At 60.1% G+C, this 26,235-nt stretch carries 21 protein-coding genes; 12 read left to right on the top strand and 9 right to left on the bottom strand.

The annotated features are described in order from the left end of the window. Nucleotides 1–29 precede the first annotated feature (29 nt). Nucleotides 30–2,471: a TonB-dependent siderophore receptor gene (locus ACDZ94_RS19340; protein ID WP_432750613.1), complete on the bottom strand. Its 2,442-nt coding sequence runs from the start codon at nucleotides 2,469–2,471 to the stop codon at nucleotides 30–32. 109 nt (nucleotides 2,472–2,580) lie between these two features. After that, nucleotides 2,581–4,233: a cyclic peptide export ABC transporter gene (locus ACDZ94_RS19335; protein WP_064452742.1), complete on the bottom strand. Its 1,653-nt coding sequence runs from the start codon at nucleotides 4,231–4,233 to the stop codon at nucleotides 2,581–2,583. 198 nt (nucleotides 4,234–4,431) lie between these two features. On the opposite strand from ACDZ94_RS19335, the gene ACDZ94_RS19330 reads away from it, so the two are divergent. Next, the gene (locus tag ACDZ94_RS19330; protein WP_432750612.1) at nucleotides 4,432–5,259 is read left to right on the top strand and encodes a formyltransferase family protein; all 828 of its coding nucleotides are present in this window, start codon (nucleotides 4,432–4,434) and stop codon (nucleotides 5,257–5,259) included. Between the two features lie 142 nt (nucleotides 5,260–5,401). Here ACDZ94_RS19330 and ACDZ94_RS19325 read toward each other — a convergent pair whose 3' ends face one another. From ACDZ94_RS19325 to pvdM, 3 genes are read right to left on the bottom strand one after another with little or no spacing between them, the layout of a single operon-like run. Continuing rightward, nucleotides 5,402–6,274: a formylglycine-generating enzyme family protein gene (locus ACDZ94_RS19325; RefSeq protein WP_064452740.1), complete on the bottom strand. Its 873-nt coding sequence runs from the start codon at nucleotides 6,272–6,274 to the stop codon at nucleotides 5,402–5,404. 33 nt (nucleotides 6,275–6,307) lie between these two features. Next, a complete protein-coding gene (locus tag ACDZ94_RS19320) occupies nucleotides 6,308–7,588 on the bottom strand; it encodes an aminotransferase class V-fold PLP-dependent enzyme (protein WP_432750611.1) in 1,281 nt (426 codons plus the stop codon). A gap of 18 nt (nucleotides 7,589–7,606) precedes the next feature. Then, a complete protein-coding gene (gene pvdM / locus ACDZ94_RS19315) occupies nucleotides 7,607–8,956 on the bottom strand; it encodes a pyoverdine-tailoring dipeptidase-like protein PvdM (RefSeq protein ID WP_432750610.1) in 1,350 nt (449 codons plus the stop codon). A gap of 142 nt (nucleotides 8,957–9,098) precedes the next feature. Here pvdM and ACDZ94_RS19310 point away from each other — a divergent pair, with 142 nt between their 5' ends. Next, nucleotides 9,099–10,718, top strand: a complete 1,620-nt coding sequence (locus tag ACDZ94_RS19310) for a PvdJ/PvdD/PvdP-like protein (RefSeq protein WP_432750609.1) — start codon at nucleotides 9,099–9,101, stop codon at nucleotides 10,716–10,718. Here ACDZ94_RS19310 and ACDZ94_RS19305 read toward each other — a convergent pair. Next, nucleotides 10,711–11,658, bottom strand: a complete 948-nt coding sequence (locus tag ACDZ94_RS19305; protein ID WP_432750608.1) for a DUF1853 family protein — start codon at nucleotides 11,656–11,658, stop codon at nucleotides 10,711–10,713. The two genes, ACDZ94_RS19310 and ACDZ94_RS19305, sit on opposite strands and share 8 nt — an antisense overlap. A 143-nt stretch (nucleotides 11,659–11,801) precedes the next feature. On the opposite strand from ACDZ94_RS19305, the gene ACDZ94_RS19300 reads away from it, so the two are divergent. The 10 genes from ACDZ94_RS19300 (at nucleotide 11,802) to ACDZ94_RS19255 (ending at nucleotide 21,584) form a co-directional block, all read left to right on the top strand. After that, the gene (locus tag ACDZ94_RS19300; protein ID WP_010210870.1) at nucleotides 11,802–12,692 is read left to right on the top strand and encodes an NAD(+) kinase; all 891 of its coding nucleotides are present in this window, start codon (nucleotides 11,802–11,804) and stop codon (nucleotides 12,690–12,692) included. Beyond that, nucleotides 12,689–13,663, top strand: coding sequence for a metallophosphoesterase (locus ACDZ94_RS19295; RefSeq protein ID WP_432751524.1), 975 nt, complete (start codon nucleotides 12,689–12,691; stop codon nucleotides 13,661–13,663). The genes ACDZ94_RS19300 and ACDZ94_RS19295 overlap by 4 nt, the downstream gene beginning before the upstream one ends. After that, the gene (locus ACDZ94_RS19290; RefSeq protein WP_064452736.1) at nucleotides 13,660–14,529 is read left to right on the top strand and encodes a rhomboid family intramembrane serine protease; all 870 of its coding nucleotides are present in this window, start codon (nucleotides 13,660–13,662) and stop codon (nucleotides 14,527–14,529) included. Before ACDZ94_RS19295 ends, ACDZ94_RS19290 begins: the two co-directional genes overlap by 4 nt. Nucleotides 14,530–14,543: 14 nt before the next feature. Continuing rightward, nucleotides 14,544–14,804, top strand: a complete 261-nt coding sequence (locus ACDZ94_RS19285) for a YeaC family protein (RefSeq protein WP_017138108.1) — start codon at nucleotides 14,544–14,546, stop codon at nucleotides 14,802–14,804. Continuing rightward, nucleotides 14,801–15,631 (top strand): DUF2797 domain-containing protein, encoded by an 831-nt coding sequence (locus ACDZ94_RS19280; RefSeq protein WP_064452735.1) that lies wholly within the window; start codon nucleotides 14,801–14,803, stop codon nucleotides 15,629–15,631. Before ACDZ94_RS19285 ends, ACDZ94_RS19280 begins: the two co-directional genes overlap by 4 nt. A 13-nt stretch (nucleotides 15,632–15,644) precedes the next feature. After that, nucleotides 15,645–18,302 carry an aminopeptidase N gene (gene pepN / locus ACDZ94_RS19275; protein ID WP_432750607.1) on the top strand — a complete coding sequence of 886 codons (2,658 nt, stop codon included), beginning with the start codon at nucleotides 15,645–15,647 and terminating at the stop codon, nucleotides 18,300–18,302. Nucleotides 18,303–18,703: 401 nt separating this feature from the next. Continuing rightward, a complete protein-coding gene (locus ACDZ94_RS19270; protein WP_432750606.1) occupies nucleotides 18,704–19,420 on the top strand; it encodes a helix-turn-helix transcriptional regulator in 717 nt (238 codons plus the stop codon). A 52-nt stretch (nucleotides 19,421–19,472) separates the two neighbouring features. Next, nucleotides 19,473–19,808, top strand: coding sequence for a nuclear transport factor 2 family protein (locus ACDZ94_RS19265; protein WP_221294959.1), 336 nt, complete (start codon nucleotides 19,473–19,475; stop codon nucleotides 19,806–19,808). A 15-nt stretch (nucleotides 19,809–19,823) separates the two neighbouring features. Further along, on the top strand, nucleotides 19,824–20,930 hold the full coding sequence (gene zapE, locus ACDZ94_RS19260; protein ID WP_064452731.1) for a cell division protein ZapE: 1,107 nt from the start codon (nucleotides 19,824–19,826) through the stop codon (nucleotides 20,928–20,930). A 162-nt stretch (nucleotides 20,931–21,092) separates the two neighbouring features. Beyond that, entirely contained in the window at nucleotides 21,093–21,584 is a 492-nt protein-coding gene (locus tag ACDZ94_RS19255) for a GNAT family N-acetyltransferase (protein WP_432750605.1), read from the top strand. 101 nt (nucleotides 21,585–21,685) lie between these two features. On the opposite strand, the gene ACDZ94_RS19250 is transcribed toward ACDZ94_RS19255, so the two are convergent. The 3 genes from ACDZ94_RS19250 to ACDZ94_RS19240 all read right to left on the bottom strand — a co-directional run bounded on the left by ACDZ94_RS19250 (nucleotide 21,686) and on the right by ACDZ94_RS19240 (nucleotide 26,147). Then, nucleotides 21,686–21,907 carry a hypothetical protein gene (locus ACDZ94_RS19250; RefSeq protein WP_064452729.1) on the bottom strand — a complete coding sequence of 74 codons (222 nt, stop codon included), beginning with the start codon at nucleotides 21,905–21,907 and terminating at the stop codon, nucleotides 21,686–21,688. 142 nt (nucleotides 21,908–22,049) lie between these two features. Then, a complete protein-coding gene (locus tag ACDZ94_RS19245) occupies nucleotides 22,050–24,278 on the bottom strand; it encodes a TonB-dependent siderophore receptor (RefSeq protein ID WP_432750604.1) in 2,229 nt (742 codons plus the stop codon). A gap of 126 nt (nucleotides 24,279–24,404) precedes the next feature. Continuing rightward, on the bottom strand, nucleotides 24,405–26,147 hold the full coding sequence (locus ACDZ94_RS19240; protein ID WP_432750603.1) for a phosphoethanolamine transferase CptA: 1,743 nt from the start codon (nucleotides 26,145–26,147) through the stop codon (nucleotides 24,405–24,407). Between the last annotated feature and the right edge of the window lie 88 nt (nucleotides 26,148–26,235).

Below are 26,235 nucleotides of genomic sequence, written 5' to 3'. Positions count from 1 at the left end.
TTGATCGCCTGGGCGATCAAGGCATCCGGTCAGAAGTTCCAGCGGGTGCTGACCATCACGTTGCGCGGCTCGCCGTAGGCCGCCGAGTTATAGAAGCCCACGTTGGTGTAGTAGGTCGTGTCGAAGATGTTGTTGAGGTTGATAGTGGCCGAGAGGTTCTTGGTCAACTGGTAGCGGGTCATCAGGTCCACCACTGTGTAGGACGACTGGGTAATGTCCTGGTTTTTTTCGAGCGGCGAGTTATAGATTTCGTACCAGCCCTTGCTCTGCCAGCGCACGCCGCCGCCGACGGTGAACTTGTCCAGGTCGCCCTTGAGCTTGTAGGTGGTGTTCAGGTTGACCTGATGCTCCGGCTCGAAGGTGGAGATTTTCTTGCCGTCTTCGTCGCGTACGATCTTGTGGGTGTAGCCACCCTGGACTTGCCAGCCCGGGGCCAGCTCACCGGAGATCTCCGCTTCGTAGCCTTTGGTGACGGCCTTGGAGCCCTTAAACGCGTAGTTGTTCGGCGTTGGGGTCTGGTTGTTGTAGGCATCGTCCGAAATAGCGCGGTTGGTCTCATGCACTTCGAAGTAGGCAATGCTGGTGTTCAGGCGGCCTTCCAGGAACTCACCCTTGAGGCCGAACTCGTAGTTTTGCCCCTCGTCCGGTTCCAGCAGTTTTTGGTCGCGGTCCTTATAGGTGCTTTCCTGGGGCTGGAAAATATCGGTGTAGCTGGTGTACAGCGAGAAGTTGTCGTTCAGGTCGTAGATGACACCGGCATATGGGATGAACCGGCCGGTTTCTTTGTAGGACGGGTTATTACCGGTGACGTGGTAGTTGGCGACGCGTCCGCCGAGGATCACGTTAAGGTCATCCATCACGTTCAAACGTGTGGTCATGTAGTAGCCGTTCTGGCGAATGGTGTCGTCGATGTACTGCTGGACCGGGCCGTAGATCGGCCTGTCGATCTTGCCATTCCAGTTGTAGAAGTCGACTTTGTTGCCGCCTGGCCATTCCGGCGACCAATAACCCTTGCCCTGCCAGCGCGAGGTACCGATCGAGCCGCCCACCACCAGTTCATGGTCGCGGCCGAACAGGCTGAAAGGCCCGGTGGCGTACAGATCGACCGAGGTGCTTTTGGTTTCGCCGGTGTACTTCTGCCCGTTGATCGACGCGGTGCCATCGGACTGAGGCTCAACGAACTGGATCGAGCCCAGGTCGGCGTGGTAGCCGTTGATCTTATGGTCGAGTTGGAACTTGGTGACCCAGCCGTCGCCCATGTCATGTTGCAGCATGGCAAAGGCGGTACGGGTATTCTGCTCCCAGGAACTCCAGGTGGTGCCATTGTTATAGGAGCGCGGCATCTTGTTGATGCTGCCGTCGTATTTCACCAACGGGAAGGCACCGGACCAGCTGGAGCCTTGTGGAATGTTGTCCTGATAGTCGAAGCCCACCGTCAGCATGGTGTCGGGGGACAGGTCGAATTCGGTAATGCCGTAGTAGGTTTCGGTCTTGCGTGAGTAGTGGTCCATGAAGGACTTTTTGTCTTGATACGCCGCCACTGCGCGACCACGGACGTTGCCGCTGTCGGTCAAGGGGCCGCTGACGTCGACTTCGCTGCGGTAATTGTCCCAGGAACCTGCGCCCAGCTGGACATGGCCCTTGAATTCCGAGGTTGGCTTCTTGCGGATCAGGTTGATGGTCGCGCCCAGGGAACCCGCACCGTTAAGCAGGCCGGTTGCGCCCTTGAGTATTTCGACGCGGTCATAGATGGCCATGTCGCTTAGGGTGTTACCCGCCGAATAGCCGACGTTGCGCACAGTGGACGGAATGCCGTCGTACTGGAAGCTGTTGACCGAAAAACCACGGGAATAATAGTTGGTGCGGTCGGTGTCATAGGCCGACACGGTGATGCCCGGGGTGTGGCGCATCACGTCATCAACGTTATTCAGGCCGAAGTCCTGGATGTGCTGACGGGTGATGACAGTGATCGATTGCGGCGTTTGCCGAGGCGTCAGGGTTAGCCGTGTGGCTGTGGCAATGGTGCCCGGCGTGTAGGAGCCGGAGTCCTCGGTAATGTTGCCCAACGCGTTGCCGGTCACTTGGGTCGGGCTCAGTTCCAACGCTTCGGTTGTACCGGCAGCGGTCACGGTCAGCGAGTTGCCACTGAGGCTGTGAGTGGTCTCAGTCCCACCCAGCAAGGTATCAATTGCCCGCTGCGGTTCCATTTTGCCCTTCACCGCGCGACTGTTCTTGCCCTGCACATCGCTCGGGCTGTACAGCACCTGCACGTTGGTCTGACGACCGAATTCCTGCAGCGCGCTCCCCAGCGACTGTGAAGGAATATCCAGCTCGATCTCCTGCGCCTGCGCATAGCCTGCAACCGGCAACGATATCGCCAGGGCCAGGGCGCTCGGAAGAAGATTAATGTTCAGGGCCCGGCGCATGGATAGCGCTTTGCTCAGAGGGCTGAGACCGAGTCTTGCTGGCATGGATGCTTTCTCTTCTATGTGTAAGTGGGCAAGTTATAGGTGTTTATTGATTCTGGTTCTCATTAACACTAGTGAGACGTTCCTACTTGGGAAAACCGGAAAAGAAATTTCAGGCAGGCTCCATTTCGTGCACCACCTGGCCGGCGCGCAGGCGTACCAATTGGTCGGCGATGTCGAAATAGCGGTCGTCGTGGCTGATCACGATGATGGTTTTGCCCAGGCGCTTAAGGTCCGGCAGCAGCTCGGTGTAGAAGATCCGGCGAAAGGCCGGGTCCTGGTCGGCGGCCCACTCGTCGAACACCAGCACCGGGCGTTCTTCGAGCCACGCGTTGACCAAGGCCAGGCGCTTGCGTTGGCCGGTAGACAGGTCGGTGGTGCTGAACACGCCATCCTTCACGCTGACCTTGTGCGCGATCTCCAGGCGTTCCAGGTATTTGGCGGCACTGTCCAATGACTGGGTGGCGCTGCCCTGCACCAGGTCATCGAACAGGTAATAGTCGGAAAAAATCGTGGTAAACAGCTGGCGATAATCATCGCGCTCGGGGTCGGTCACGGCCTCGCCGTTGAGCCGGATCTCGCCGGCCTGGGGCGGGTACAGGCCCAGCAACAGTTTGATCAGGGTGGTCTTGCCGCTGCCGTTTTCGCCGACGATAAATACGATATCGCCTTGCTTGATGCTCAGGTTGATCGGCCCCAGGTGGAACGGTTCGCTGCCCTCAACTGCCGGCGGGCTGTAGCTCACGCCGCGCAGTTCCAGGCTGTTGACCACCGGTTTGGGGGCTTCGCTGTCATCCATCAGCAGGTGCGGTTCGGGGGAGGAGAAGCGCTGCGACAACTCGCTGATACGGCCAAAGGCAATCTTCGCCTTGCCCACCACCGGCAGGTAGCCCAGCAGGTGTTCCAGCGGGCCTTTCATGTACAGCAGCACCAGCACGAAGCCGGTGATCACGGTAGGGTCCGGGTTCGGGTTGTAGGCCTGCATCGCCAGGGCCAGGCCGATCACCACAAAGAACAGCATCGAGCCAAACGTCTTGGCCAGGATGTAAATGTTGACCGAGCGCACCTGGATGTCGCTGATGCGGTCGGCGGTTTCCTGGATGCGATGGGTGTTCATGCGAAAACGCCGTGGCCGGTGCATGCGCAGTTCCTTGGCGCCGGAAGCGATCGCGTTGTAATAACGCTGCAGTTCATCCTCATGACTGCGTGCCAGGTCGAAGCCCTGGATGCCTTTACCGCCGGCAATGAACTGCACGGCACTGCCGATAATGATCGCCACCACCATCATCAGGAACATCGGCACCGACAGATAGGCCAGGTAACCCAGGCAACCGAGGGTCACCGTGGCAGCGATGGCCAACGGCGTGAAGGCGAAGGAAAAGTCGCTGATGGTATCGACATCATGGGTCAGCACCGGGATCAGGCGGTGCGAGCGATACCGCTCGATCTGCCCGATGGGCGCCGACAGCACTTTTTCGCCCAGGTCTTTGCGCAGGGCTGCGATGATGCGTTGGCCGACGTAATTGGTGCCGATATCCGAAATGATCGAGCTGATCAATGCCAGCACACACAGCGCCGCAAAGGTCAGGACCACGCCTTGGGTCATGCCGTTGGCCGAATGCAGGGCATTATTGATGGTGGCCAGCAGCAGCGTGATGGCCAGGCCGCCGACCATGCCGAGGGCGACGGAGACGGTCACGATGGTGCGAAAGGGCCTGAGCAAGGCGAGCAGCCCCTTGAAGGCGCTGCGTTTGGGGTCGGTCATAAATACATCCCGGAGAGTGAAAAGAGGGGCTGGGCACACAGACCCTTACCCATGACAAACGAAGCGTCGGCGCGAGTATTTAGCTCGGCGCGCCCGACGGCAGCGGCGAGGTATAAATTGCCGCTGGGCTGGTTCGTTCTTGTGCTGTAGGCGCACGTGTATTGGCGTTGTGCGCAGTCCATTCAGCGAGAGCGAAAAATGACCAAAAAGAACCTGGTGTATGTGTGGTCCCTGAGAAATGCCGCCGCCGACAAGGCAGGGCAGCCGGTGGCTTACAAAGACCACGAGCGCTACATGAAATCGGTGCTGGAGTTTCTGGTGGGGTCGCTGAACGACACACCGCTGGGCGAGGCGTATAACCTGGTCGGCGTGATCTACGACGATGACGAGCAGAATCCACGGGACCAGCAGTTGGTCAGCGATTACGGCTTTGCCTATAAGCCCGGCCGCCAGTGGCTTTACCCGGCGGACTTGCGGGTGCAGGGGCGCCCGGTTAACGACCTGTTGCTGAGTGTGCCATCCACCTATCGCCGCCTGCCTCGCGGCAGCGCCGAACACATCGCCGGCAAGCAGGATTTCGAGCGACGCTTGCACGACACTCTCGTGGAGTTGAAGGCTGATGTCGTGGTGTTGGATGGTCTGTTGGTGATTCTGGATGAGCTGCTACGACCGGGCGCACCGTTTGCGCGGCGCATCATGAACATTCACCCGGGCATTACCCGCATCGAATCGCCGTACGAGCGCCGTGGGGCTTACGCCACCTGGAACGCCTTGTATGGTGCGCGCGGGCAAACCGTGGTGGATTGGGCGACCAAGGCAACCACGCCGTCGGAGCCGCTATACCTTACCGGGGCGTCGTTCCACTACGTGGACAACGGCATCGACTCCGGTGAAGTGTTCCACGACGTGCTCAAAACCGAGATTTCGCCGGAAGACACCATCCTTGAGTTGCGCTGGAACAACTTCAACAACAGCCTGTTCCCGGCGTTGCATGAGGGCTTGGAATTGCTGGCCAGGCAGGCCTGATTCAGCCGAGCTGCAGCTGATGTATGCAGGGCAAAATGTGGGAGCGGGCTTGCTCGCGAAAGCGCTGTGTCAGTCGCCGGATGTATCGACTGATTCACCGCCTTCGCGAGCAAGCCCGCTCCCACATTTGAGGGTGTCGGCCTTAGAGATCGCGCACTACACGAAAGCCAATCCAGTCACCGCGAGTCTGCGGGTAGATGTTGTTGCGGTTGCCCGAGCGCGAAAATACCGGCGCTTCGCCCCAGTCATTGCCGCGAATCTGGTAGCTCTCGCAGTTCGGCTCCATCCAGGCGCTGCCGTCGGTAGGCGCGCCGATGTAGTTGGGGTGTTCACAGTCGGCCACACGCTCATACACATTGCCATGCATGTCATACATGCCAAATGCATTCGGCGGGTAACTGCCGACCGGCGAAGAGTAGCTGTAGCCATCCGCCGGCCCGTAGGTATTGGCATGTTCGGCGATGCTGTAGCCCTTGCCTGCATCGAAAGGAAACGGGAACGGTCCGGTTGAACCGGCGCGGGCGGCGTATTCACGCTGCGCTTCACTGACCATGTGGTATGTCTGCCCGGTTTTTTTCGACAGCCAGGCGACGTAGTTCTTTACGTCGTCCATGTCCATGCATACCGCCGGTTGGCGCGGCCCCTGCGGGTAGCGCGGTTTACTGGCGATGCATTCGCGGCCGGGGCGCGTATCGCCATCGGCGATCTTGACCCCGCTCTGGCGGATATAGCTGTCCCATTCACCGGCGGTGATGTGGAAGCGGCTCATGGCGAAGGGTTTGGCGAAGGTCACGTCGTGCATCGGGCCTTCGTCGGGCTCGCGGCCGACTTCGTCTTCGGGGGTGCCCATGGTGAACGTGCCGGCCGGCAGCACCACCATTTCCGGGCAGTCCTTGCAGTCCTTGAATACCTTGCCGGGCTGCGGCGTAGCGGCCTGGGCCAGGTTGGGCAGCGCCGCAGCGCACAGGGCGGTCAGCGCCAGGGCTGTCAGGGGGTTGAGTCGGGATGGATTCATGTGGGCATCTCGTTCAAAGGAAAAAAGTGGCCGTCACAACCGTTGGCTCAGCAAGGTCATGAAGTGCTGGATCTCGTCCGAGCTGTTAAGCAGGCCGGGAGAGGTGCGAATCACTGGGCCGACATCGCGGTCTACCGCATCGATCACCACACGGTTTTTCATCAGGTAGGCGGCTACGGCGTCGCTGTCCTGGCCCTTGACACGGAAGAACGTAAAGCCCGCTGAAAGCTCGGTGCTGCGCGGCGTCACCAGCTCGATCTGCGGGTGGGCCAGCAGTTGGTTTTTCAGCTCGGTGTTCAGTTCGTGAATACGCGCCTGCACCGACGCCTTGCCCAGTTGCAGGTGGAGTTTGAAGGCCTCGTCCGCCGCCCAGCGATGCTCGAAAGCGTGGTAGCCCCCGGGGGTCATGGTGGTGGCGAAATTGGTGTCTTCGGAGAAGGTCGGCACCATCGGCGTCACGTCTTTGTTCTCGGCATCACGAGCGCAGACCAGCCCGGTGCCGCGTGGCCCGAACATCCATTTATGGGTGCCGGCGATAAAGAAATCGCAGTGCATGGCCGGAAAATCGAGGTCCTCCACGCCAAAGCCATGCACGCCATCGACCACATAGAGAATGCGGTCCTTATCGTCACGGTTGCGGTTGAGTGTCTCCACCAGCCTGCCGATCTCGCCGATGGGCAGCTTCACGCCACTGCCGGATTGCACCCAGGTCATGCCCAGCACACGGGTATTGGGGCGGATAGCGCGTTTGATGTTGCCGAGCACTTCGTCTACGGACACCTGGTGGGCATTTTCGAATAACCGAATTCGGCGCACCTGCGTGCCTTGCCGGGCGACGCGAAAATCCAGGACGTTCTGTGTGGCGTAGTGCTCGTGCTCGGTGGTCAGAATTTCCTGGTCAGGCCGCAGCTTGATGCCGCCGTAGATCATCGCCAGGCCTTCCGACGTACTGCCGGTCAGCGCGATCTGAGGCGGTGTGGCGTTCAGGTAGCGACCCGCCCATTCGCGCACCTGGCCCTCACGTTTCCAGGTTTCCTCAAGGCCCCAGTCCATCGCCAGGCCCGGGTTGCGGTCGATCTGCTGGCGGTAGCGGTCAATGGCTTCGCGCACGGGCTTGGGATGTGAAGTCACCAGGAAGTTGGAAAAGTGCAGGTAGTCCGGGTCTTGGTTGAACAGTTGTTTGAGCCCCGTCCATGGGTCGTTCGTAGCGGGTGCCGGTTCGCCTGCCAAGGCCTGTGGGAGGAGGGCGGCGCCCAGCGGCAGGCTGGCGGCGAATACGCCGGCCTGCTTGAGAAATGTACGGCGGTCGGTCATGGACTTGCTTCTAGGTGATTAGCGGTTGGCCAATGGCTTGGCGGCTTTTTGTACCTGGTCCCACACCCGCAGGAAGTTGCCTCCCCAGAGCTTGGCGATATCGGCTTCGGAGTAACCGCGCTGGATCAGCTCGGCGGTGACGTTGCGCACCTCGCCGACGTTCTCCCAGCCCTGGATGCCGCCGCCGTCGTTGAAGTCCGACGAGATACCGACATGATCGATGCCGATCTTGCGCACGGTGTAATCGATGGCGTCGCCCCAATCCTTGAGGGAGGCCTTGGGTTCTTCGTCGAGAACCGCGTAAAGCGCGCTGGCGTACTGGCCGAACTTCTGCTCGGACCAGGCGGCGATAATTGCGTCGCCGGGCATCAAGGCCATGGCCAGGTTGGGCAGCGGCGGCAAATCGAAACGCGCGCGCAGGGCGTTGAGTTTGTCCTGGGTCGGTTGGCTCAGCGGGCGTAAATAGGCCGGGAAGCCCACCACTTGCACCACGCCGCCACTGTTCTTGATCAGTTGCAGCTCCTTGTCGCTGAGGTTGCGCGGGATATCCACCGACGCCCGTGGCGCCGAGTGGGACGCCACCATCGGTGTGCGGCTCAACTGCGCCACTTGCTCCACGGCCTTGGTCGACATTTGCGACACGTCGATGATCACGCCCAAGTCATTCAGACGATGCACCGCTTGCTGGCCGATATCCGACAGCCCTTCGAGGGCGTCGGTCGAGTCATTGAAAAACGGCAGCGGGCGCGACGAATCGGACCAGGCGTTGTTGCCGATGTAGCTGAAGCCGAACATGCGCATGCCGCGCGCCGTCCACAGGTCCAGCTGGTTCAGGTCGTTGCCCAGCGGGTAGGCGTTGAGCATGCTGATAAAGATCGCAAACTTGCCCTCGCCATGCAGGCGCCGGAAATCGTCCGGGGTATAGGCGATGCCCACTTGATTAGGAAAGTCGCGCACCATGCCGGAGATGATCTTGTAGCGCACCTCTTGCTCGTGACGGGCCTCTTCGACAAAACCATCGCTGGGTTTGTGCGGCGCATTGGCGCCGTTCCAGATTTCCGGCCAGCCGAAAATCGTCAGGGCGGCGCCCGACAAACGCCCGCGTGCGGCCTTGGCCAGGTCGAACTGGCCACTGCCATCTTTGTCGGCCTCATGGCCGGCCGTGCCGAAATCCAGGGGCACCGTGATATGGCTGTCAAACGACAGCAGGCGGTCCTGCATGTCATTGGCTTGCTTGATCACCTCCAGCGGGTAGCCGGCATTGCCGCGGAACCAGTGGTCCCAAACCAGAAAGCCGGCTCCGGCGCCGATGGCCAGTGCCAGCGGCAGGCCGATATACAACGCCTTTTTCGAACGTGGTTTTGTCATTGCCATCTCAGTCAGTTGGGGCCTTTGCTATCAGGGAAGAACGAGCGATGGCGGGGGAAATTTAGGCCCAGGCGACGCGGCAGTAAATTTGTCGCGGCCGCCAACGTTCTAGCTCTGATTAAGCCGTTTTCTAAGGTAGACAATGACCATCTCTCGACGTGGGTTCATCGCAGGCCTGGCGCTGACGGGCGCTGCCGTGCCGGCGGCCTTTTATGCCCATCGCGAGCTGACGCGTGAAGAAGAGTTCCCCATCACGGCGGGCGAGGCCACGGTGGACTTGGCCGACACTGCAGGCCAGCACTTGGCGAACACCCTGCGCGGCGTCTGGGACCTGCGTCTGGAAGGTCGTGACGCCGGCCTCAAGGGCTTGCCGCTGCAAGGCCTGCAATTGCTGCTTGATATCGCCCCGCGTGGCCATGGTTTGCGCGGTTACCTGGACACCGCTGAAAACTTGCGTGCCGACGGTGAGCCGCGTTACCGCGTATTGGGTGACCTGCTGACAGGCGAGGGCGCGTTGCTCTATTGGCGCCTGATCGACCGCGAGACGGCCAATGGCGCGCCCGCCTATGAATTCAAAATGCGCCTCGACGAAGTCTGGGCCGACTTCGCCAACGCCGGCAGCGGGACCTTAAGTGGGCAGATCCTCGACCTCAATCGCCCCTTGGCCCTGACCGAACGCGACAACCGCTTTATCGCCCACAAGCAACTGTTTCCCGAGGCTCGCGAGCGAATCGGCCTCAATCCGAGCTTGTTGGCTTGGCTGATCTCTCCCGAACACCGGCTGTTTCACCAGCTGTGGCATGCCTCCCGTGACCAGTGGCACAAGCTGTCCGAGGAAAAACGTGACGCCTTGCGCGGCATCGGCTGGCAACCCGGGCCGCGCGGCCAGGAGCGCGACGCCCGCGGCAAACGCAAAGACCGTAATGGTTCAGGTATCGACTTCTTCTTCATGCACCGCCATATGCTCGGCACCGCGCGTTCCCTGCAAGACCTGCCGTCGTGGCCGCAATTCCCCGAGCCGCAGCCCGCCCTGGAGCGCGATCGCCTGGGCTTTGTGCGGTACTTCGATAATCATGATGGCTTTGCACTTGCGCCCAGCTGGTCGGCGCCGGACGACGGCGACTACACCCAGTGGGTCAGCGATATCAAGGCGGCCGAGACCTACCACAGTAACTTCCAGGTGTGGGAGTCCCACTACCGCGACCCGCGTTACCTGGCCAAGCTGACCTTGGGCCAGTTAGGTTCCGAAATGGAACTGGGCCTGCACGACTGGCTGCACATGCGCTGGGCCTCGGTGCCCCGTGACCCGTCCAACGGCGCACCGGTGCCGTTCGCCCGCGACCCTGCGGACTTTGCCGCGCGTTGGTATGCGCCGGAGAACGACTTCCTCGGCGACCCGTTTTCATCCCATGTAAACCCGGTGTTCTGGCACTTTCACGGCTGGATCGATGACCGTATCGAGGACTGGTTCCGCGCCCATGAGCGGTTTAATCCAGGCGAGGTCAGCCGGCTTGAGGTCAACGGTGTGGCCTGGTTTGCGCCGGGGCGCTGGGTGGAAGTGGGTGACCCGTGGCTGGGCCCTGACACCCATGGCTGCAGTACCACGCCGGGTTTGCAGATGGGGCGGTCGATGGAAATGGACCCGGAAACCATGAAGCTGGCGCTACGGATTACATTTGCCGCCGAAGAAGAGGGGCTGCAGGCATTGTTCAAGCGCGTGCCGCAGCGGCCCTGGTATGCGCGGCACTTGAAGGTCAAGTGAGCCCAGGAACGTTTGGCCAAAGGTCCGCCACAAGGAACAAACGTTCGGCTTCCTCCCAGTCCTCGCCGTTCTGAACCAGCCTTACCAGCAGTTGCGCCGGCGCCATTGGCTCGAGTTCGGCCAGCCACCCTTGCATCTGTTCTTCACGCCACACTTCACTCGCCGGGTAGTGCGCCGGCGCCAACCACGCATGCCGGGGCAGGGGTTGCCAACGCCCCGGCGGGCTCGCGCTGACGAAGTCCCGCCAGTCGCGCTGATGCAGCCAGCGCCCGCGCAAATGCTGTGGATGGGCGCCTTGGGGCGATTCGGCCTGGCCCGGCCACGGATAGAGCAAATACCCGCCCAGCCACAAATGTGCATCGAACTGCTGAATATCCAGTGCCGCCAACGCTTCGCGGCTTTCCGGACGTGCCGAGATCGGCAGTTGATGTTGGGCAAGGTGCGCCAGCTTGCGGTCCAGCCGGTCATGGCAGCCGGGGCCGAGCCATTGCGCGGTGTCATGGCCGTTGCCGTCTTGCGGGCCCAGATAGAGTTTGATCGCCAGTTCCAGGTGGTGCACGCCGTCGCGGTCGCGCAGCAGCATATCCAGCTCACCCAAGGTATGCCCGGCGCGGCGGATCGGCAGGTTGGCAGCCATCAACTCCACACCCGGTGCATGCTGCACGGCGAATTGCCACAGGCGCTCGTAGTACAGGCCCAGACGGCGGGTGCGTGCCAAGCTCAGCCAATGCTGCAGGGCGCTGCTGTCCTGATCGAGTGTACTTAACCAGTGTTCGAGAAGATGGGGCGCCTGCACCCAGTCGCTGCCGGCCAGCGGATGGCGTTGCGGCCAAGGCGTTTGGGCGAGCATGGGGGGCGCGAGCATCACCCACGCCAAATCGCGCACCTCGGGGTGCCGCAACTGGCGGGGCAGGTTGAGCAAGTCTGGGAACACAGTCATGGTCCGAGCATAGCCTTTTAAGCGCTGTACGGGTGGCTGAGAACCATTGTCATCCAGGCGGGCGGCGACAAAGGATTTTGCCTGACGCAGCCTTTCGCCCATAATCGTTCTTTTTGCCACACCCCAAATCCCGCAGGAGCCCCATGGAGCAATTTCGCAATATCGGCATTATCGGTCGCCTGGGCAGTACCCAGGTGCTGGACACCGTCCGCCGGCTGAAAAAGTTCCTGTTGGAACGCCACCTGCATGTGATCCTCGAAGACACCATCGCTGAAATCCTCCCGGGCCATGGCCTGCAAACCTCGTCGCGCAAGATGCTCGGCGAAGTGTGTGACATGGTGATTGTGGTGGGCGGCGACGGCAGCCTGCTCGGCGCGGCCCGGGCCCTGGCGCGGCATAACGTGCCGGTGCTGGGGATCAACCGTGGCAGCCTGGGGTTTCTCACGGATATCCGCCCGGATGACCTGGAAGTCGAAGTCGCCAAGGTGCTCGACGGCCATTACCTGGTGGAAAACCGCTTCCTGTTGCAGGCCGAAGTGCGCCGCCACGGTGAAGCCATCGGCCAGGGCGATGCCCTCAATGACGTGGTGCTGCACCCGGGCAAATCCACGCGGATGATCGAGTTCGAGCTGTACATCGACGGCCAGTTCGTCTGCAGCCAGAAGGCCGACGGCCTGATCGTCGCCACGCCGACCGGCTCCACCGCCTACGCGTTGTCGGCCGGTGGCCCGATCATGCATCCCAAGCTGGATGCCATTGTGATCGTGCCGATGTACCCCCATATGTTGTCCAGCAGGCCGATTGTGGTCGATGGCAACAGTGAGCTGAAAATCGTGGTGTCCAAAGACATGCAGATCTACCCGCAAGTCTCCTGTGACGGGCAGAACCATTTTACCTGCGCCCCCGGTGACACCATCACCGTGAGCAAAAAGGCGCAGAAGCTGCGGTTGATCCACCCGCTGGACCACAATTACTACGAAGTGTGCCGGACCAAGTTGGGCTGGGGCAGCCGCTTGGGGGGTGGAGGCGACTGATGCTCGATCCCGCGCGTAGCTACGACCTGATTGGTGACGTGCACGGTTGCGCTCATACCCTTGAGCACTTGCTCGACCAATTGGGTTACCACAAGCAGGGCGGCACCTGGCGCCATCCGTCGCGAATGGCGGTGTTCCTCGGCGATATCATCGACCGTGGCCCACGCATTCGCGAGGCGCTGCATATCGTCCATGACATGGCCGAGGCCGGACAGGCGCTGTGCATCATGGGCAACCATGAGTTCAACGCACTGGGCTGGAGCACACCGGCGCCGCCGGGCAGTGGCAAGCAGTTCGTGCGTGAGCACAACCCGCGCCACGCCCGCTTGATCCACGAGACCCTGACCCAGTTCGAGCACCACCCGGCCGACTGGCATGACTTCCTCGGCTGGTTCTATGACATGCCGCTGTTTGTCGACGCCGGGCGTTTCCGTGTGGTGCATGCGTGCTGGGATGACGGCTTTATCCAGCCGCTGCGCGGTACCTTCCCGGATGGCTGCATCGACCAGCACTTCCTGCAGGCCGCTGCGGTGCCGGGCAGTTTTTCCTGCAATGCGTTCGACCGCCTGTTGCGCGGCACAGACATGCGCCTGCCGGATGGCCTGACGCTGACCGGTGGTGATGGCCTGACGCGTTCGTTCTTTCGCACCAAGTTCTGGGAAGACGACCCGAAAACCTACGGCGACATCGTGTTCCAGCCCGATGCGCTGCCGGAGCCGGTGGCGCGTACGCCACTGTCGTCCTCGCAGAAAAATTCCCTGTTGCGCTACGGCGTCGACGAACCGTTGTTGTTCGTCGGCCACTACTGGCGCAGCGGCAAACCGGCGCCGATCCGCCCGAACCTGGCCTGCCTGGACTACAGCGCGGTGCTGTACGGCAAGTTGGTGGCCTATCGACTGGACCAGGAAACCCAACTGGATCCGCGTAAATTCGTATGGGTCGACGTTGAGCGGCCCGAGGTGATGTCATGAGTACCGTGGCTGTATTGCGCTTGCCACTGAGCGTCGACCTGGGCGGTTTCGTCAAACTGCTGCAACGTATGCAAGTGCCGCATCGCGTCAGCGAGGAAGCCGGGGAACAGGTGTTGTGGGTGCCCGAGACCATCAGCGACGACGTGCGCGTGCTGTACCAGCGCTTTCCCGCCGGTGACCCGGACCAGCAACTGGATATTCCCGAGCAAGCACCCGTTACGCGTCCAGGCTTCGTCCAGCAATTGCGCATGAGCCCGGTCACGGCGCTGGTGCTGCTGGCGAGCCTTATCGTCGGCGCGGTAACGCTGCTGGGCGAAAACCTGCAAGCCATGAGCTGGCTGACGTTCCTGCCGTTTCACGTGACGGGTGAGTACATCCAGTTCACGCCGTTTGCCGAAACCATGGCCTCGGGGCAGTGGTGGCGGCTGGTCACCCCGATGCTGATCCACTTCGGCATCCTGCACCTGGCGATGAATGGCATGTGGTACTGGGAACTGGGCCGCCGCATCGAAGTGCGCCAGGGCAGTATCAACCTGCTGGGCCTGACGTTGTTGTTCAGCCTGGTCTCCAACTACGCTCAATACGCCTATGGCGGCCCCGGCCTGTTTGGCGGCCTGTCCGGTGTGTTGTATGGCTTGCTCGGGCATTGCTGGATTTTTCAATTATTGTCGCCTAACCCGGCCTATCGCCTGCCCCGTGGGGTGTTGGTGATGATGTTGGTATGGCTGGTACTGTGCCTGTCGGGGCTGGTCTCGATGATCGGTTTCGGCGAAATCGCCAACGCTGCCCACGTCGGCGGCCTGGTTATCGGTTGCCTGACAGGTTTGCTGGGCGGGCTTTACAGCCGCCGCAAAGCTTCTATTTGATAAGGAAGAGCCTCATGTCCTCTTTTGCTGAAATGATCGAAAACATCACCCCGGATATTTACGAGAGCCTCAAGCTGGCCGTGGAAATCGGCAAATGGTCCGACGGCCGCAAGCTCACCGCCGAGCAACGCGAGTTGTCCCTGCAAGCGGTAATCGCCTGGGAAATCCAGAACCTGCCGGAAGAGCAGCGCACCGGCTACATGGGCCCGCAGGAATGCGCGTCCAAATCGGCGCCGGTGCCGAACATTCTGTTCAAGTCGGATGCGATCCATTGATTGAAATCGGTCGCGGTGCAGTCAGCAAAATGTCGGCGCAACTCGGTGAGCCGACCGTTCAATACGCGTTTCGTCTGGGCGACTCCGAGGTGCCGGTCAACCCGTTGATCGGCACTCACGTGCGCCTGGAATACCTGGGTGCCATTCATTGCAGCCATTGCGGCCGCAAAACCAAAACCAGTTTCAGCCAGGGGTACTGCTACCCGTGCATGACCAAACTGGCCCAGTGTGACCTGTGCATCATGAGCCCCGAGCGTTGCCATTACGACGCCGGTACTTGCCGTGATCCCGGCTGGGGCGAAAAATTCTGCATGACCGACCATGTGGTGTACCTGGCCAATTCGTCGGGGATCAAGGTCGGCATCACCCGTGCCACCCAACTGCCGACGCGTTGGCTCGACCAGGGCGCCAGCCAGGCGCTGCCGATCATGCGCGTCGCGACCCGCCAGCAGTCCGGTTTTGTCGAAGACCTGTTCCGCAGCCAAGTGGCCGACAAGACCAACTGGCGCGCCTTGCTCAAGGGCGATGCGCAATCGGTGGACCTCAAGCAGGTGCGCGACCAGCTGTTTGCCTCTTGTGCTGAAGGCCTGCTGAGTTTGCAGGAACGCTTTGGCCTGCAGGCCATCCAACCGGTGACCGACATCGAACCCATCGAGATCCGTTACCCGGTCGAGCAATACCCGGCCAAGATTGTCAGCTTCAACCTGGACAAGAACCCGATTGCCGAAGGCACGCTGTTGGGGATCAAGGGCCAATACCTGATCTTCGATACCGGCGTTATCAACATTCGTAAGTACACGGCCTACCAGCTCGCCGTGCATCAGTAAAAGGATGCAACCCATGCGCACCGAACAACCGAAGATGATTTACCTGAAGGACTATCAGGCGCCGGACTACCTGATCGAAGAGACGCACCTGACCTTCGAGTTGTTCGAGGACCACAGCCTGGTCCACGCGCAGTTGGTGATGCGCCGCAACCCTGAACGCGGTGCCGGCCTGCCGCCGCTGGTGCTCGATGGCCAACAGCTGGAGCTGCTGACCGTGAACCTGGGCGATCAGGAACTGACCGAGGCTGACTACCAGTTGACCGACAGCCACCTGACCCTGCACCCGACCCGCGAAACCTTCACGGTCGACACCAGCGTGCGCATTCACCCGGAAACCAACACCGCCCTGGAAGGCCTGTACAAATCCGGCGGCATGTTCTGCACCCAGTGCGAGGCCGAGGGCTTTCGCAAGATTACCTATTACCTCGACCGCCCGGACGTGATGAGCACCTTCACCACCACGGTAATCGCCGAGCAACACCGCTACCCGGTACTGCTGTCCAATGGCAACCCGATTGCCAGCGGCCCGGGTGAAGACGGTCGTCACTGGGCGACCTGGGAAGACCCGTTCAAGAAACCGGCGTACCTGTTTGCGCTGGTGGCCGGTGACCTGTGGTGTGTTGAAGACACGTTCACCACCATGACCAACCGTGAAGTGGCGCTGCGCATCTACGTCGAGCCGGAAAATATCGACAAATGCCAGCACGCCATGACCAGCCTGAAAAAATCCATGCGCTGGGACGAAGAAACCTACGGCCGCGAGTACGACCTCGATATCTTCATGATCGTGGCGGTCAACGACTTCAACATGGGCGCCATGGAGAACAAGGGCCTTAATATCTTCAACTCCAGCGCCGTGCTGGCCCGCGCCGAAACCGCCACCGATGCCGCGCACCAGCGGGTCGAGGCGATCGTCGCCCACGAATACTTCCACAACTGGTCGGGCAACCGGGTGACCTGCCGCGACTGGTTCCAGCTGTCGCTGAAAGAAGGCTTCACCGTGTTCCGTGATTCGGGCTTCTCCGCCGACATGAACTCGGCCACGGTCAAGCGCATCCAGGACGTGGCGTACCTGCGTACGCACCAGTTCGCCGAAGACGCCGGCCCCATGGCCCACGCCGTGCGCCCGGACAGTTTTATCGAAATCTCCAACTTCTACACCCTGACTGTGTACGAAAAGGGCTCGGAAGTGGTCGGCATGATCCACACCTTGCTCGGTGCAGAAGGCTTCCGTAAAGGCAGCGACCTGTACTTCGAACGCCACGACGGCCAGGCGGTGACCTGCGATGATTTCATCAAGGCCATGGAAGACGCGAACGGTGCTGACCTGACTCAGTTCAAGCGCTGGTACAGCCAGGCCGGTACGCCGCGTCTGGCAGTGAGCGAGTCTTACGATGCCGCCGCCAAAACCTACAGCCTGACCTTCCGCCAGAGCTGCCCGGAAACCCCGGACAAGGTGCAGAAACTGCCGTTCGTGATTCCGGTTGAGTTGGGCTTGCTGGATGCTAAGGGCGCCGGTATCGCCTTGCGCCTGGCCGGTGAAGCGGCTGCCGGCGGTACGTCCCGGGTCATTTCGGTGACCGAAGCCGAGCAGACCTTCACCTTCGTTGATATCGCCGAACAGCCGCTGCCTTCGCTGCTGCGTGGCTTCTCGGCGCCGGTGAAACTGAGCTTCCCGTACAACCGCGATCAACTGATGTTCCTGATGCAGCACGACAGCGACGGCTTCAACCGCTGGGATGCCGGCCAGCAACTGTCGGTGCAGGTGTTGCAGGAACTGATCGCCCAGCATCAGGCGGGCCAGCCGCTGAAGCTGGATCAACGCCTGATCGATGCCTTGCGCACAGTGCTCAGCGATGAACGCCTGGACCAGGCGATGGTCGCCGAAATGCTGTCGTTGCCAAGCGAAGCCTACTTGACGGAAATCAGCGAAGTGGCGGATGTCGATGCCATCCACGCCGCCCGTGAGTTTGCCCGTAAGCAGTTGGCTGATAACCTGTTCGAAGGCCTGTGGCTGCGCTACCAGGCCAATCGCGAGCTGTCCAAACAGACGCCTTATGTCGCGGCGGCCGAGCATTTTGCGCGTCGCGCGTTGCAGAACATTGCGCTGTCCTACCTGATGCTCAGCGGCAAGCCTGAAGTATTGGCCGCGACCCTGGAACAGTTCGACGCCTGCGACAACATGACCGAACGCTTGACGGCGCTGGCGGTGCTGGTGAACTCACCGTTCGAGGCAGAAAAAGCCCATGCCTTGTCGGTGTTTGCCGAGAACTTCAAAGACAACCCCTTGGTCATGGACCAGTGGTTCAGCGTACAGGCCGGCAGCACCTTGCCGGGCGGGCTGGCTCGGGTCAACGCGCTGATGGAACATCCGGCGTTCAACATCAAGAACCCGAACAAGGTACGGGCGCTGGTCGGCGCGTTTGCCGGGCTGAACCTGATCAATTTCCACGCGGCAGATGGCTCGGGGTATCGGTTCCTGGCGGACCTGGTGATTCAATTGAACGCCTTTAACCCGCAGATCGCTTCGCGCCAATTGGCGCCGCTGACCCGCTGGCGTAAATACGACAGCGCGCGCCAAGCGTTGATGAAGGCGGAACTGGAGCGCATTCGTGCGTCCGGTGAGCTGTCGAGTGATGTGTTCGAGGTGGTCAGCAAGAGCCTTGCGTAAGTTCTGCAAATAAAAAAACGGCCTGTTCAGGTAATGCCAGTCAGTTAAGCGAACGAAATGCTCAAAGCAGCGAAGATCAAATGTGGGAGCGGGCTTGCCCGCGAAGACGTCGGCCCAGCAAACATTGATGTTGACTGACCCACCTCTTTCGCGAGCAAGTCGAATCGTCGCACCGCCGCTCCCACAGGGGATCTGCGCTTAATTGACTGGCATTAGCCTGTTCAGGCCGTTTTTTTTCGCCTCGAACAACCGGCAGCCGTCGTGGCGCTCACGCTATGTGGCTTGGCGCAGCTGTATGGTCGCGGTGATTGATTTCATAATCAGGACGTTTTTGCTGCTGACATTTTCTGGCAGGGTGCTCTGCTAAGCTGCGGCACTTTTTCCTTTACGGCGGGATCGACGTGTCGCGTACCACTCGTTTACTGACCTTGTTGCAGGCCCTGCGGGGCAAAAAACGCCCTGTGACCGCTGCTGTATTGGCCGCTCAGTTAGAGGTGTCCGAGCGTACGCTGTACCGCGATATTGCTGAATTGACTGCGCTGGGGGCGCCGATTTTCGGCGAAGCGGGGGTTGGGTATGTGTTGCGCAGCGGTCTGTTTCTGCCGCCATTGATGCTCAACGCCGAGGAAACCGAAGCCATCGTGCTGGGTTTACGCTATGTGGACCAGCGTGGCGATGACGTGCTGAGCCGTGCGGCCGCCAATGCCTTGGCGAAGATTGCCGACGTGCTCGATCCCGCCGCGCAGGAAGCCCTGCGTAACCCGACGCTGCTGCCTGGGCCGCCCGGGTTTGGCTACCCGGAAAACCGCGTGCCGCTTAACGTGTTTCGCGAGGCGATTCGCAATCAAGCCACGCTGCACATTGATTATGCGGATGCCAGCCAGACCCAGAGCCATCGACTGATCTGGCCCCTGGCCCTGGGCTTTCTCAATGAGGTGCGGGTCATCGTAGCGTGGTGCGAGTTGCGTGGTGCTTATCGCACCTTTCGCACCGACCGGGTGGCCGCAGCTGAAGTCCAGCAGGCGCGTTATCCCGGGCGGCGCAGCGACCTTTTACGGACGTGGCGCAAGTTGATGGAACAGAATGAGTCCGGGCCCTTTACTCCTGACAAAAACTGACACAGCTCTGGCTTAGCATGACGCCATAAATCGCTAAAAAAGGAGCTGTGCCATGTCCCTGCCTGAATTGGCCCCCGCCATCGTGGCCTATATCACTGCGGCCAATAGCCGTGATACCTCGGTGATTACCGAATGTTTTGCCGACGATGCCAACGTCTTCGATGAAGGCGAGCATCAAGTCGGTACGGCCGCCATCGCCCGTTGGATGGAAGACACCGGGCGTCGTTATCAGCCCAGGGTCGAAGTGATCAAGGTGCAGCATCGCACCGGTAAGGTGTTAGTCAGCAACGTGGTGTCCGGGAATTTTCCGGGAAGCCCGCTGGAGTTGCGCTACACCTTTCGCCTGAACGAGCAGGGCAAGATTTCACGGCTGGATATCTCTGTGTAAGTCATACTGGCACGCATGACTTTTGAATCGCCGCTCACGGCTTACCAACACGCCATCGCCCAGCAAGGTTTCGTGCCTGACGACGCCCAGCGCCGGGCGGTGCAAGCCTTGCAAACCTGCCACGAAGCCTTGCACGAAGGGCGCTCGCCGATTCCCGGGGTTTACCTGTGGGGGCCGGTCGGTCGGGGCAAAACCTGGTTGATGGACCAGTTCTATCAAAGCCTGCGAGTGCCTGCGCGGCGCCAGCACTTTCACCACTTCATGGGGTGGGTGCATCAGCGCCTGTTCCAGCTCAGCGGCATCCACGATCCCTTGCAGGCCTTGGCGCGGGAGCTCAGCCGGGAAGTGCGCGTGCTGTGTTTTGACGAGTTGTTCGTCAATGACATCGGTGACGCGATCATTCTTGGCCGGCTGTTCCAGGTGATGTTCGAAGAAGGTGTGGTGATGGTCTGCACCTCGAATCAACCTCCCGATCAGCTGTACGCCGGCGGCTTCAATCGCGAGCGTTTCCTGCCGGGTATCGAGGCGATCAAGCAGCACATGCAGGTGGTAGCGGTAGACGGCGGTGAAGACCACCGATTGCATCCCGGTGTAGGGCTGCAGCGCTATTGGGTGGACCAGCCGCATGCGCTCGCCACGGTGTTCAAACAATTGACCGAAGGGCAGGCGCTGAGCAGTGGGCCGGTCAGTGTTGGGTTTCGCTCGATTGTGACGGTGCAGTACAGTGATACGGTGCTCTGGTGTCGCTATTTGGAGCTGTGCGAGCAGCCGCTGGCCGCGATGGATTTCATGTTGCTGTGCGATCGCTTCAAGGCGATCCTGCTGGGTGAAGTTCCCAACCTGAGCGCGCAAAAACGCCCGGGCCGGATTGCCCGTGGCACTGAAGATGCTGCGCAGCGCGTGGTGGCAGGTGATCGCGATTTGCCTGAACTGTCGGTGCACGATGACAGTGTGCGGCGCTTTATCGCACTCGTCGACGAATGCTACGACCGCAAGGTGCCGTTGTTCATCGAGGCCAGCGTCCCGCTGGAAAGTCTCTACACCGAAGGTTACCTGGAGTTTCCGTTCCGCCGCACCCTCAGCCGCTTGCAGGAGATGCAGCTGCAGCGCTTTGGTGTATAGGACAACGCCTTAAAAAAACGGATAACAGCGTTTTATGTGCACAAACTGCGTACTTTCTGTCAGGCATTTGTAGTTAATCTCCTTCATCTGCGGCTGAGTCCATGCTTACAATCGTCGCCTCAAAGGGAACCGATTCCCTTGTTGTCGTTATTGAGGAAGGAAATGGACACCCCAGACATCCTGGTACTGCAAGCCAGCTACACCAACCCCGTGCACGCCGAGGCCATCGGCCTGGTGCTCAACCATTACGCTGAAGACCCTATGGGCGGCGGTCATACGTTGCCTGCTGATCTGTTGCTGCAATTGCCCGCCGAGCTGGCCAAGCGCCCCCACGCGTTCAGCGTATTGGCGTTTGTCGGTGGTGAACCGGCGGGGCTGGTCAATTGTTTCGAAGGGTTCTCGACGTTCGCCTGCCGCCCATTGATCAACGTGCACGACGTGATGGTGATGAAGCAGTTTCGTGGCTTGGGGTTGAGCCAGAAGATGTTGAACAAGGTCGAGGAGATCGCGCGTCAGCGTGGTTGCTGCAAGATCACCCTGGAAGTGCTTGAAGGCAATGATGTCGCGCAATCGGCGTACCGCAAGTTCGGTCTTGATGATTCGATTTTTGATCCCGCTCATGGGCGCATGCTGTTCTGGAGCAAGCCGCTTTAATAAATAAGATGCAAAAAAAAGGCGCCATTAAATGGCGCCAAGTTAACCTTTGCCAAAGGAGCGGAATGGCACAGGGTAATGCGGATTAACTAACGATTAAATCAGCTGTTGGGATGTTGCTCTGCGCTGGTTTGATCGGCAGTGCCGGTCTTTACATTCTTGCCGTCGGCCAGCGCAGTTTGATCAGTGGTGCCGTGCGTCTTCTGCTGCATAAAGGTGAAGTTGTTGTAGAACTCCTTCGAGCGCTCTGCGCCGCCTTCTGCAAAGGCGGCTGCGGAGGTCAGGGTCATCAGGCTGGCAAGCATCAAGGTGGAGAGTTTCATGGCAGTATTCCCATTAAGAGTGAGAGGTGTCTGATCGCTCCGTGATCCGATTCGTGAAGCGACTATGGCGCTATCTTATTAAGTGGGAATTAACGTGGCGCGGCCCGAAGTTAACGTTTTTGTTAACTTCGGGTTCGGGGGTTTAAAGCCTCCAGTCCACAGCCAGCGTGAGGGAGCGCGGTTCTCCCCAATACACGCCGTTATAAAAGCCGACGCGTTCGTAATATTTTTTATCAAATAGATTATTGACGTTGATCGAGGCCGAAACATGTTCGTCGAACTGGTAGCGCGACATCAGGTTGACCACGGTGTAGGCCTGTTGTGTGATTTTGGTGCTTTCGGTAATCAGGTCACCGTTATCGCCTCGCGCACCTGTCGGGCGCTGGGCAAAGTCGTAGGCATCGCTTTGCCAGTTCACCGCGCCACCCACCGTCAACCCACGCCACTGTCCCGGCAGGCGATAGGCCGTTGAGACTTTCAACAGATTGAGTGGCTGGTTGCGGTTGGCGCGCTGCTTCTCGCCATTGCGCGAGTGGGTGTAGGTGTAGCCTGCGGTAAGGTTCCAGTCGGGCATGACCTCGCCCGATATCTCCACCTCAAAGCCTTGAACCTTATTGCCTTTACCGCCTGATTTGTAGAATTGCTCGCGCGTGATCGGGTCCGGCGGCGCACTGTTATCCAGCTCGGCGACGTTATCCTGGGTACTCCAGAAGTAAGCGCTGGCCAGGTTCAGGCGCTCGTTGAGCAGGCTGCCCTTGAGGCCGACCTCGTAGTTGCTGCCCACCACGGGTTCCAGGTACTTCTTGCTGGCATCGCGTTCGTCCTGCGGGTTGAAAATATCGGTGTAGCTGGCATACACGGTGTATTCGGGCGTTATGTCGTAGAGCAAACCGGCATACGGCGTCCACATGTCGTTGTGGGTCTGGCTGGTTTTGCTGGCGTTGATCAACTGATTATTGCTGTTGTAGTCGGGGGAGATCGTTTCGCTTTCCCAACTGCCGTAACGGCTTCCCAGCACAGCGTGCAGTCGGTCGGTGAGGCTCAGGCGCGTGGCCAGGTAACCCGCCGTCTGTTTTTTGCTGTCGTGTTGACCCTTCAGGCCGGTGGTGCGGTCTGGAAATTTTACGATACCGCCCATGTGTTGCCACTGTTTGATGTGTTCGTAGCCCTCGGGCGTTGTGTAGCGCTGGAACGGCGAAGTGTCCCGCTGTTCGGACTCGCCATACCCCACCATCAGCTCATGCTCGCGCCCGAACAATGGGTAGGCGCCGGTGAGATTGAAATCCACCACGTCCATTTTCGACGTGCCGACCATCTGGTTGGTCCAGGCGTTCATGCCGCTGCCATCCGGATTGGGGAAGCCGGCGCCGCCGTAATACACCTTGCCATCAGTGTCGCTCTGTCGATGGGTGTACGCTGCTTTCAAGCGCCAGTCGGGGGACAGTTTGTGATCGATGGAGGCGAAGGTGGTCTTGTCTTTCAGCGGCCAGGAGCTCCAGTCGGCGGCCATGTTCGCCGAGCGCGACAGCCGGGCCTTGCTGCCGTCGCTGTTCCAATAGGGCAGGGTGCCCCAGGAGGTGCCTTGCACATGTTTGTTCTGATAGTCGAAACCTACGGCGACCACCGTGTCGTCCGTCAGGTCGCCTTCGAGAATCCCGTAGCCCACTTCCCGTTGCAGCGCGTAGTTGTCGCGATAGGACTGGCTGTCACGGTAAGCCAGTACGGTACGCCCGCGCAGTCGTCCATCAAACGCCAGGGGGCCGCCCACATCGACGTAGCTGTAGTAATTGTCATGGCTGGCAGCGCTGACGCCGGTCCTGGCCTGCCAGTCTGCGGTAGGGCGCTTGCGGATCATGTTGACCGTGGCCGAAGGGTCGCCTGCGCCGGTGGTCAGGCCAGTGGCGCCGCGCACGACCTCGATGCGGTCGTAAATGATGGTGTCGGCATCCGACTTCATACGCCCGAAGGTGCTGAGCATCCCGTCAACCTGGAAGTTGTTGATCGAATAGCCGCGGGACGAGTAACCCGCCCGATCCGAGTCCAGGTGCTGCACCGTTACCCCTGTGGTCTGGCGCAGGGCGTCGGTCAGCGTGTTGAGGTTGAAGTCATCCATCTGCTGGCGGGTGATCACCGAAATGGATTGCGGGGTTTCCTTGATGGACAGGTTCAGGCGCGTGGCGGTGCTCATCGAACCGGTGGTATAGGCCTGGCTGTGCTCGGTAGTGGCACCCAGGCCTTCGGCAGTGACGCGGGTGCTACCCAGCTCCAGCACGGTGTGCTCGGGGTCGGTTTCGGCTAGCAGCTCCGGGCTCAGCACGACGCTGAACAGGCCAATGGTGAAGGTCATGGAGCGGGTAAAAGGCACGAACATCGCGGCAGACTCCTTGTCTTTGTGGCCTTCTCAATAAGAAAAGGCCTTGGCTCAAAGACGAAAGGAGGCGTGGAACTTTAGGCTTTAACGAGAATGATTGTTATCTTTTGATTGCAGAGCCAGTCATCACTTAACCACCACCTCGGCGGCATCAGCTTTTTTCGGCTTGAGCAGGCTGAAATCAATCAGGCCCTTTTTCTGGCCGATGTAGGGATCGCCAATCATCAGCGGACGCGCCTTGAAGCTGTCGCTGACCAGGCTTTTGCTGCGGTCCCACTCATCAAAACTCAACCCCGCCAAGTCAGCCCAGGTGTGAATCAGCTGTGAGCTACTGGAGGCGCGCTGCAAGTCGCCGGCGAAGCTCCAATCATGGGTTTCGCGCCATTTCGGTGAGGCGTAGGCCATGAACGGGATGGTGTACATCGGCGCAGTGGGTTTGCCCTCGTTACGGCCCAGGGTGCTATGGCCCGCCGAGTCGTAGACGTCTTCGCCATGGTCCGAGAGGTACAGCAGGAAGCCGTTGGGGTCGGTCTTGGCGTAATCCTTGATCAGGCTCGACACCACAAAGTCGTTGTACAGCACCGCGTTGTCGTAGCTGTTGTAGATCGGCAGTTGGGCGTCGCTGATGCCGGCCGGTACGCCCTGGCGATCGGTGAATTTTTCAAAAGTCGGCGGGTAACGGTACTGATAGCTCATGTGAGTGCCCAGCAAATGCACCACGATGAATTTGCGCTCGGCGGGGTCGGCCATGGCCTTGGCGAACGGCGCCAGTACGTCGCCGTCGTACTGGCGGGCGTTCTGGTTGCGGTTGTTATTGAGGTACACCTGCTCGTCGGCCTGTTCGGAAAAGGTCGTGAGCATGGTGTTGCGCTTGGTCATGGTCTGCTGGTTGGTGATCCAGTAGGTCTTGTAGCCGGCCTGTTTCATCACGCTGACAATCGACGGCGTCTTGAGGTACAGGTCCGGGTTCTCTTCATCAGCGAACGTCAGCACTTGTTGAAGCGCTTCAATGGTGTAGGGGCGTGGGGTGATGACGTTGTTGAACACCGCCAGTTGGTCGCGCAGCTTGTCCAGTTCCGGTGTGGTGTTGCGCGGGTAGCCATAAAGGCTCATGCGCTGGCGGTTGGTGGATTCACCGATCACCAGCACCAGCGTTGACGGTTGGCCGGCCATGGTGTCCTTGAGGTTCTTCAAGGGGGGGATCTTGCTGGCGCTGGTCAGCATGCCTTGCATGCTATTGAGCTGTTCGGTGTAGCGGCGGTAGGCGACGATCATCTGCCATGGCACGGCGGGCTCGACACGGGATTCGAAGCCGTCGATGGCCAGTTCCATGGTCGGGTTGGTCGCAATCTGTTTCACCAACGGGTAACCGACAACCGCCAGCACAATGGCGGTCGCCGCCAGAATCGATTGGCCTCGCGGCAGGTAAACCGGGCGCAGGCGCGTCCACAGGAAAACCGCCATGGCGGTATGGGCGAGAAACGCCAGCACAATCCACCAGGCGAAGTATTGGGTCGCGTATTCACCCGCTTCAGAGATGTTCGACTCGAACATGATGAAGATGACGCTTTGGGAAAATTCCTGCTGGTAGATGAAGAAATAACCCAGGCTGGCCATGGAGCAGGCCCACAGCACGACGCCGATCAAGGCCGCGAGCAGGCGCGTACGGCGCGGGAACAGCAGCATTGGCGCGAGCCAGAACGCACTCAGGAAGAAGGCTTGACGAAAACCGCTGAAACCGGAGGTGCCGGTCAGCTGGATCAGGAGTTGGGTAATACCCGAGAAATACCAGAAAAACAGAAACAGCCAACCGAAACCGGCCCAATCAAAGCCTTTCGCAGACGTGGTGCTGCGTTTGAACATCGCCATCCAGTAATCCAACCCGATAATTTTTGCAGTTGACGCGCAAGGACGCACGCAACAGAGGCCACCCATGCATGGGGTGGCCCTTCTCCGC

Source organism: Pseudomonas sp. UBT (assembly GCF_050915955.1).
Classification (GTDB): domain Bacteria; phylum Pseudomonadota; class Gammaproteobacteria; order Pseudomonadales; family Pseudomonadaceae; genus Aquipseudomonas; species Aquipseudomonas antarctica_A.
The sequence above is the reverse complement of the archived record's forward strand: the minus strand, read 5'-3'. Positions and strand labels throughout refer to the sequence as shown.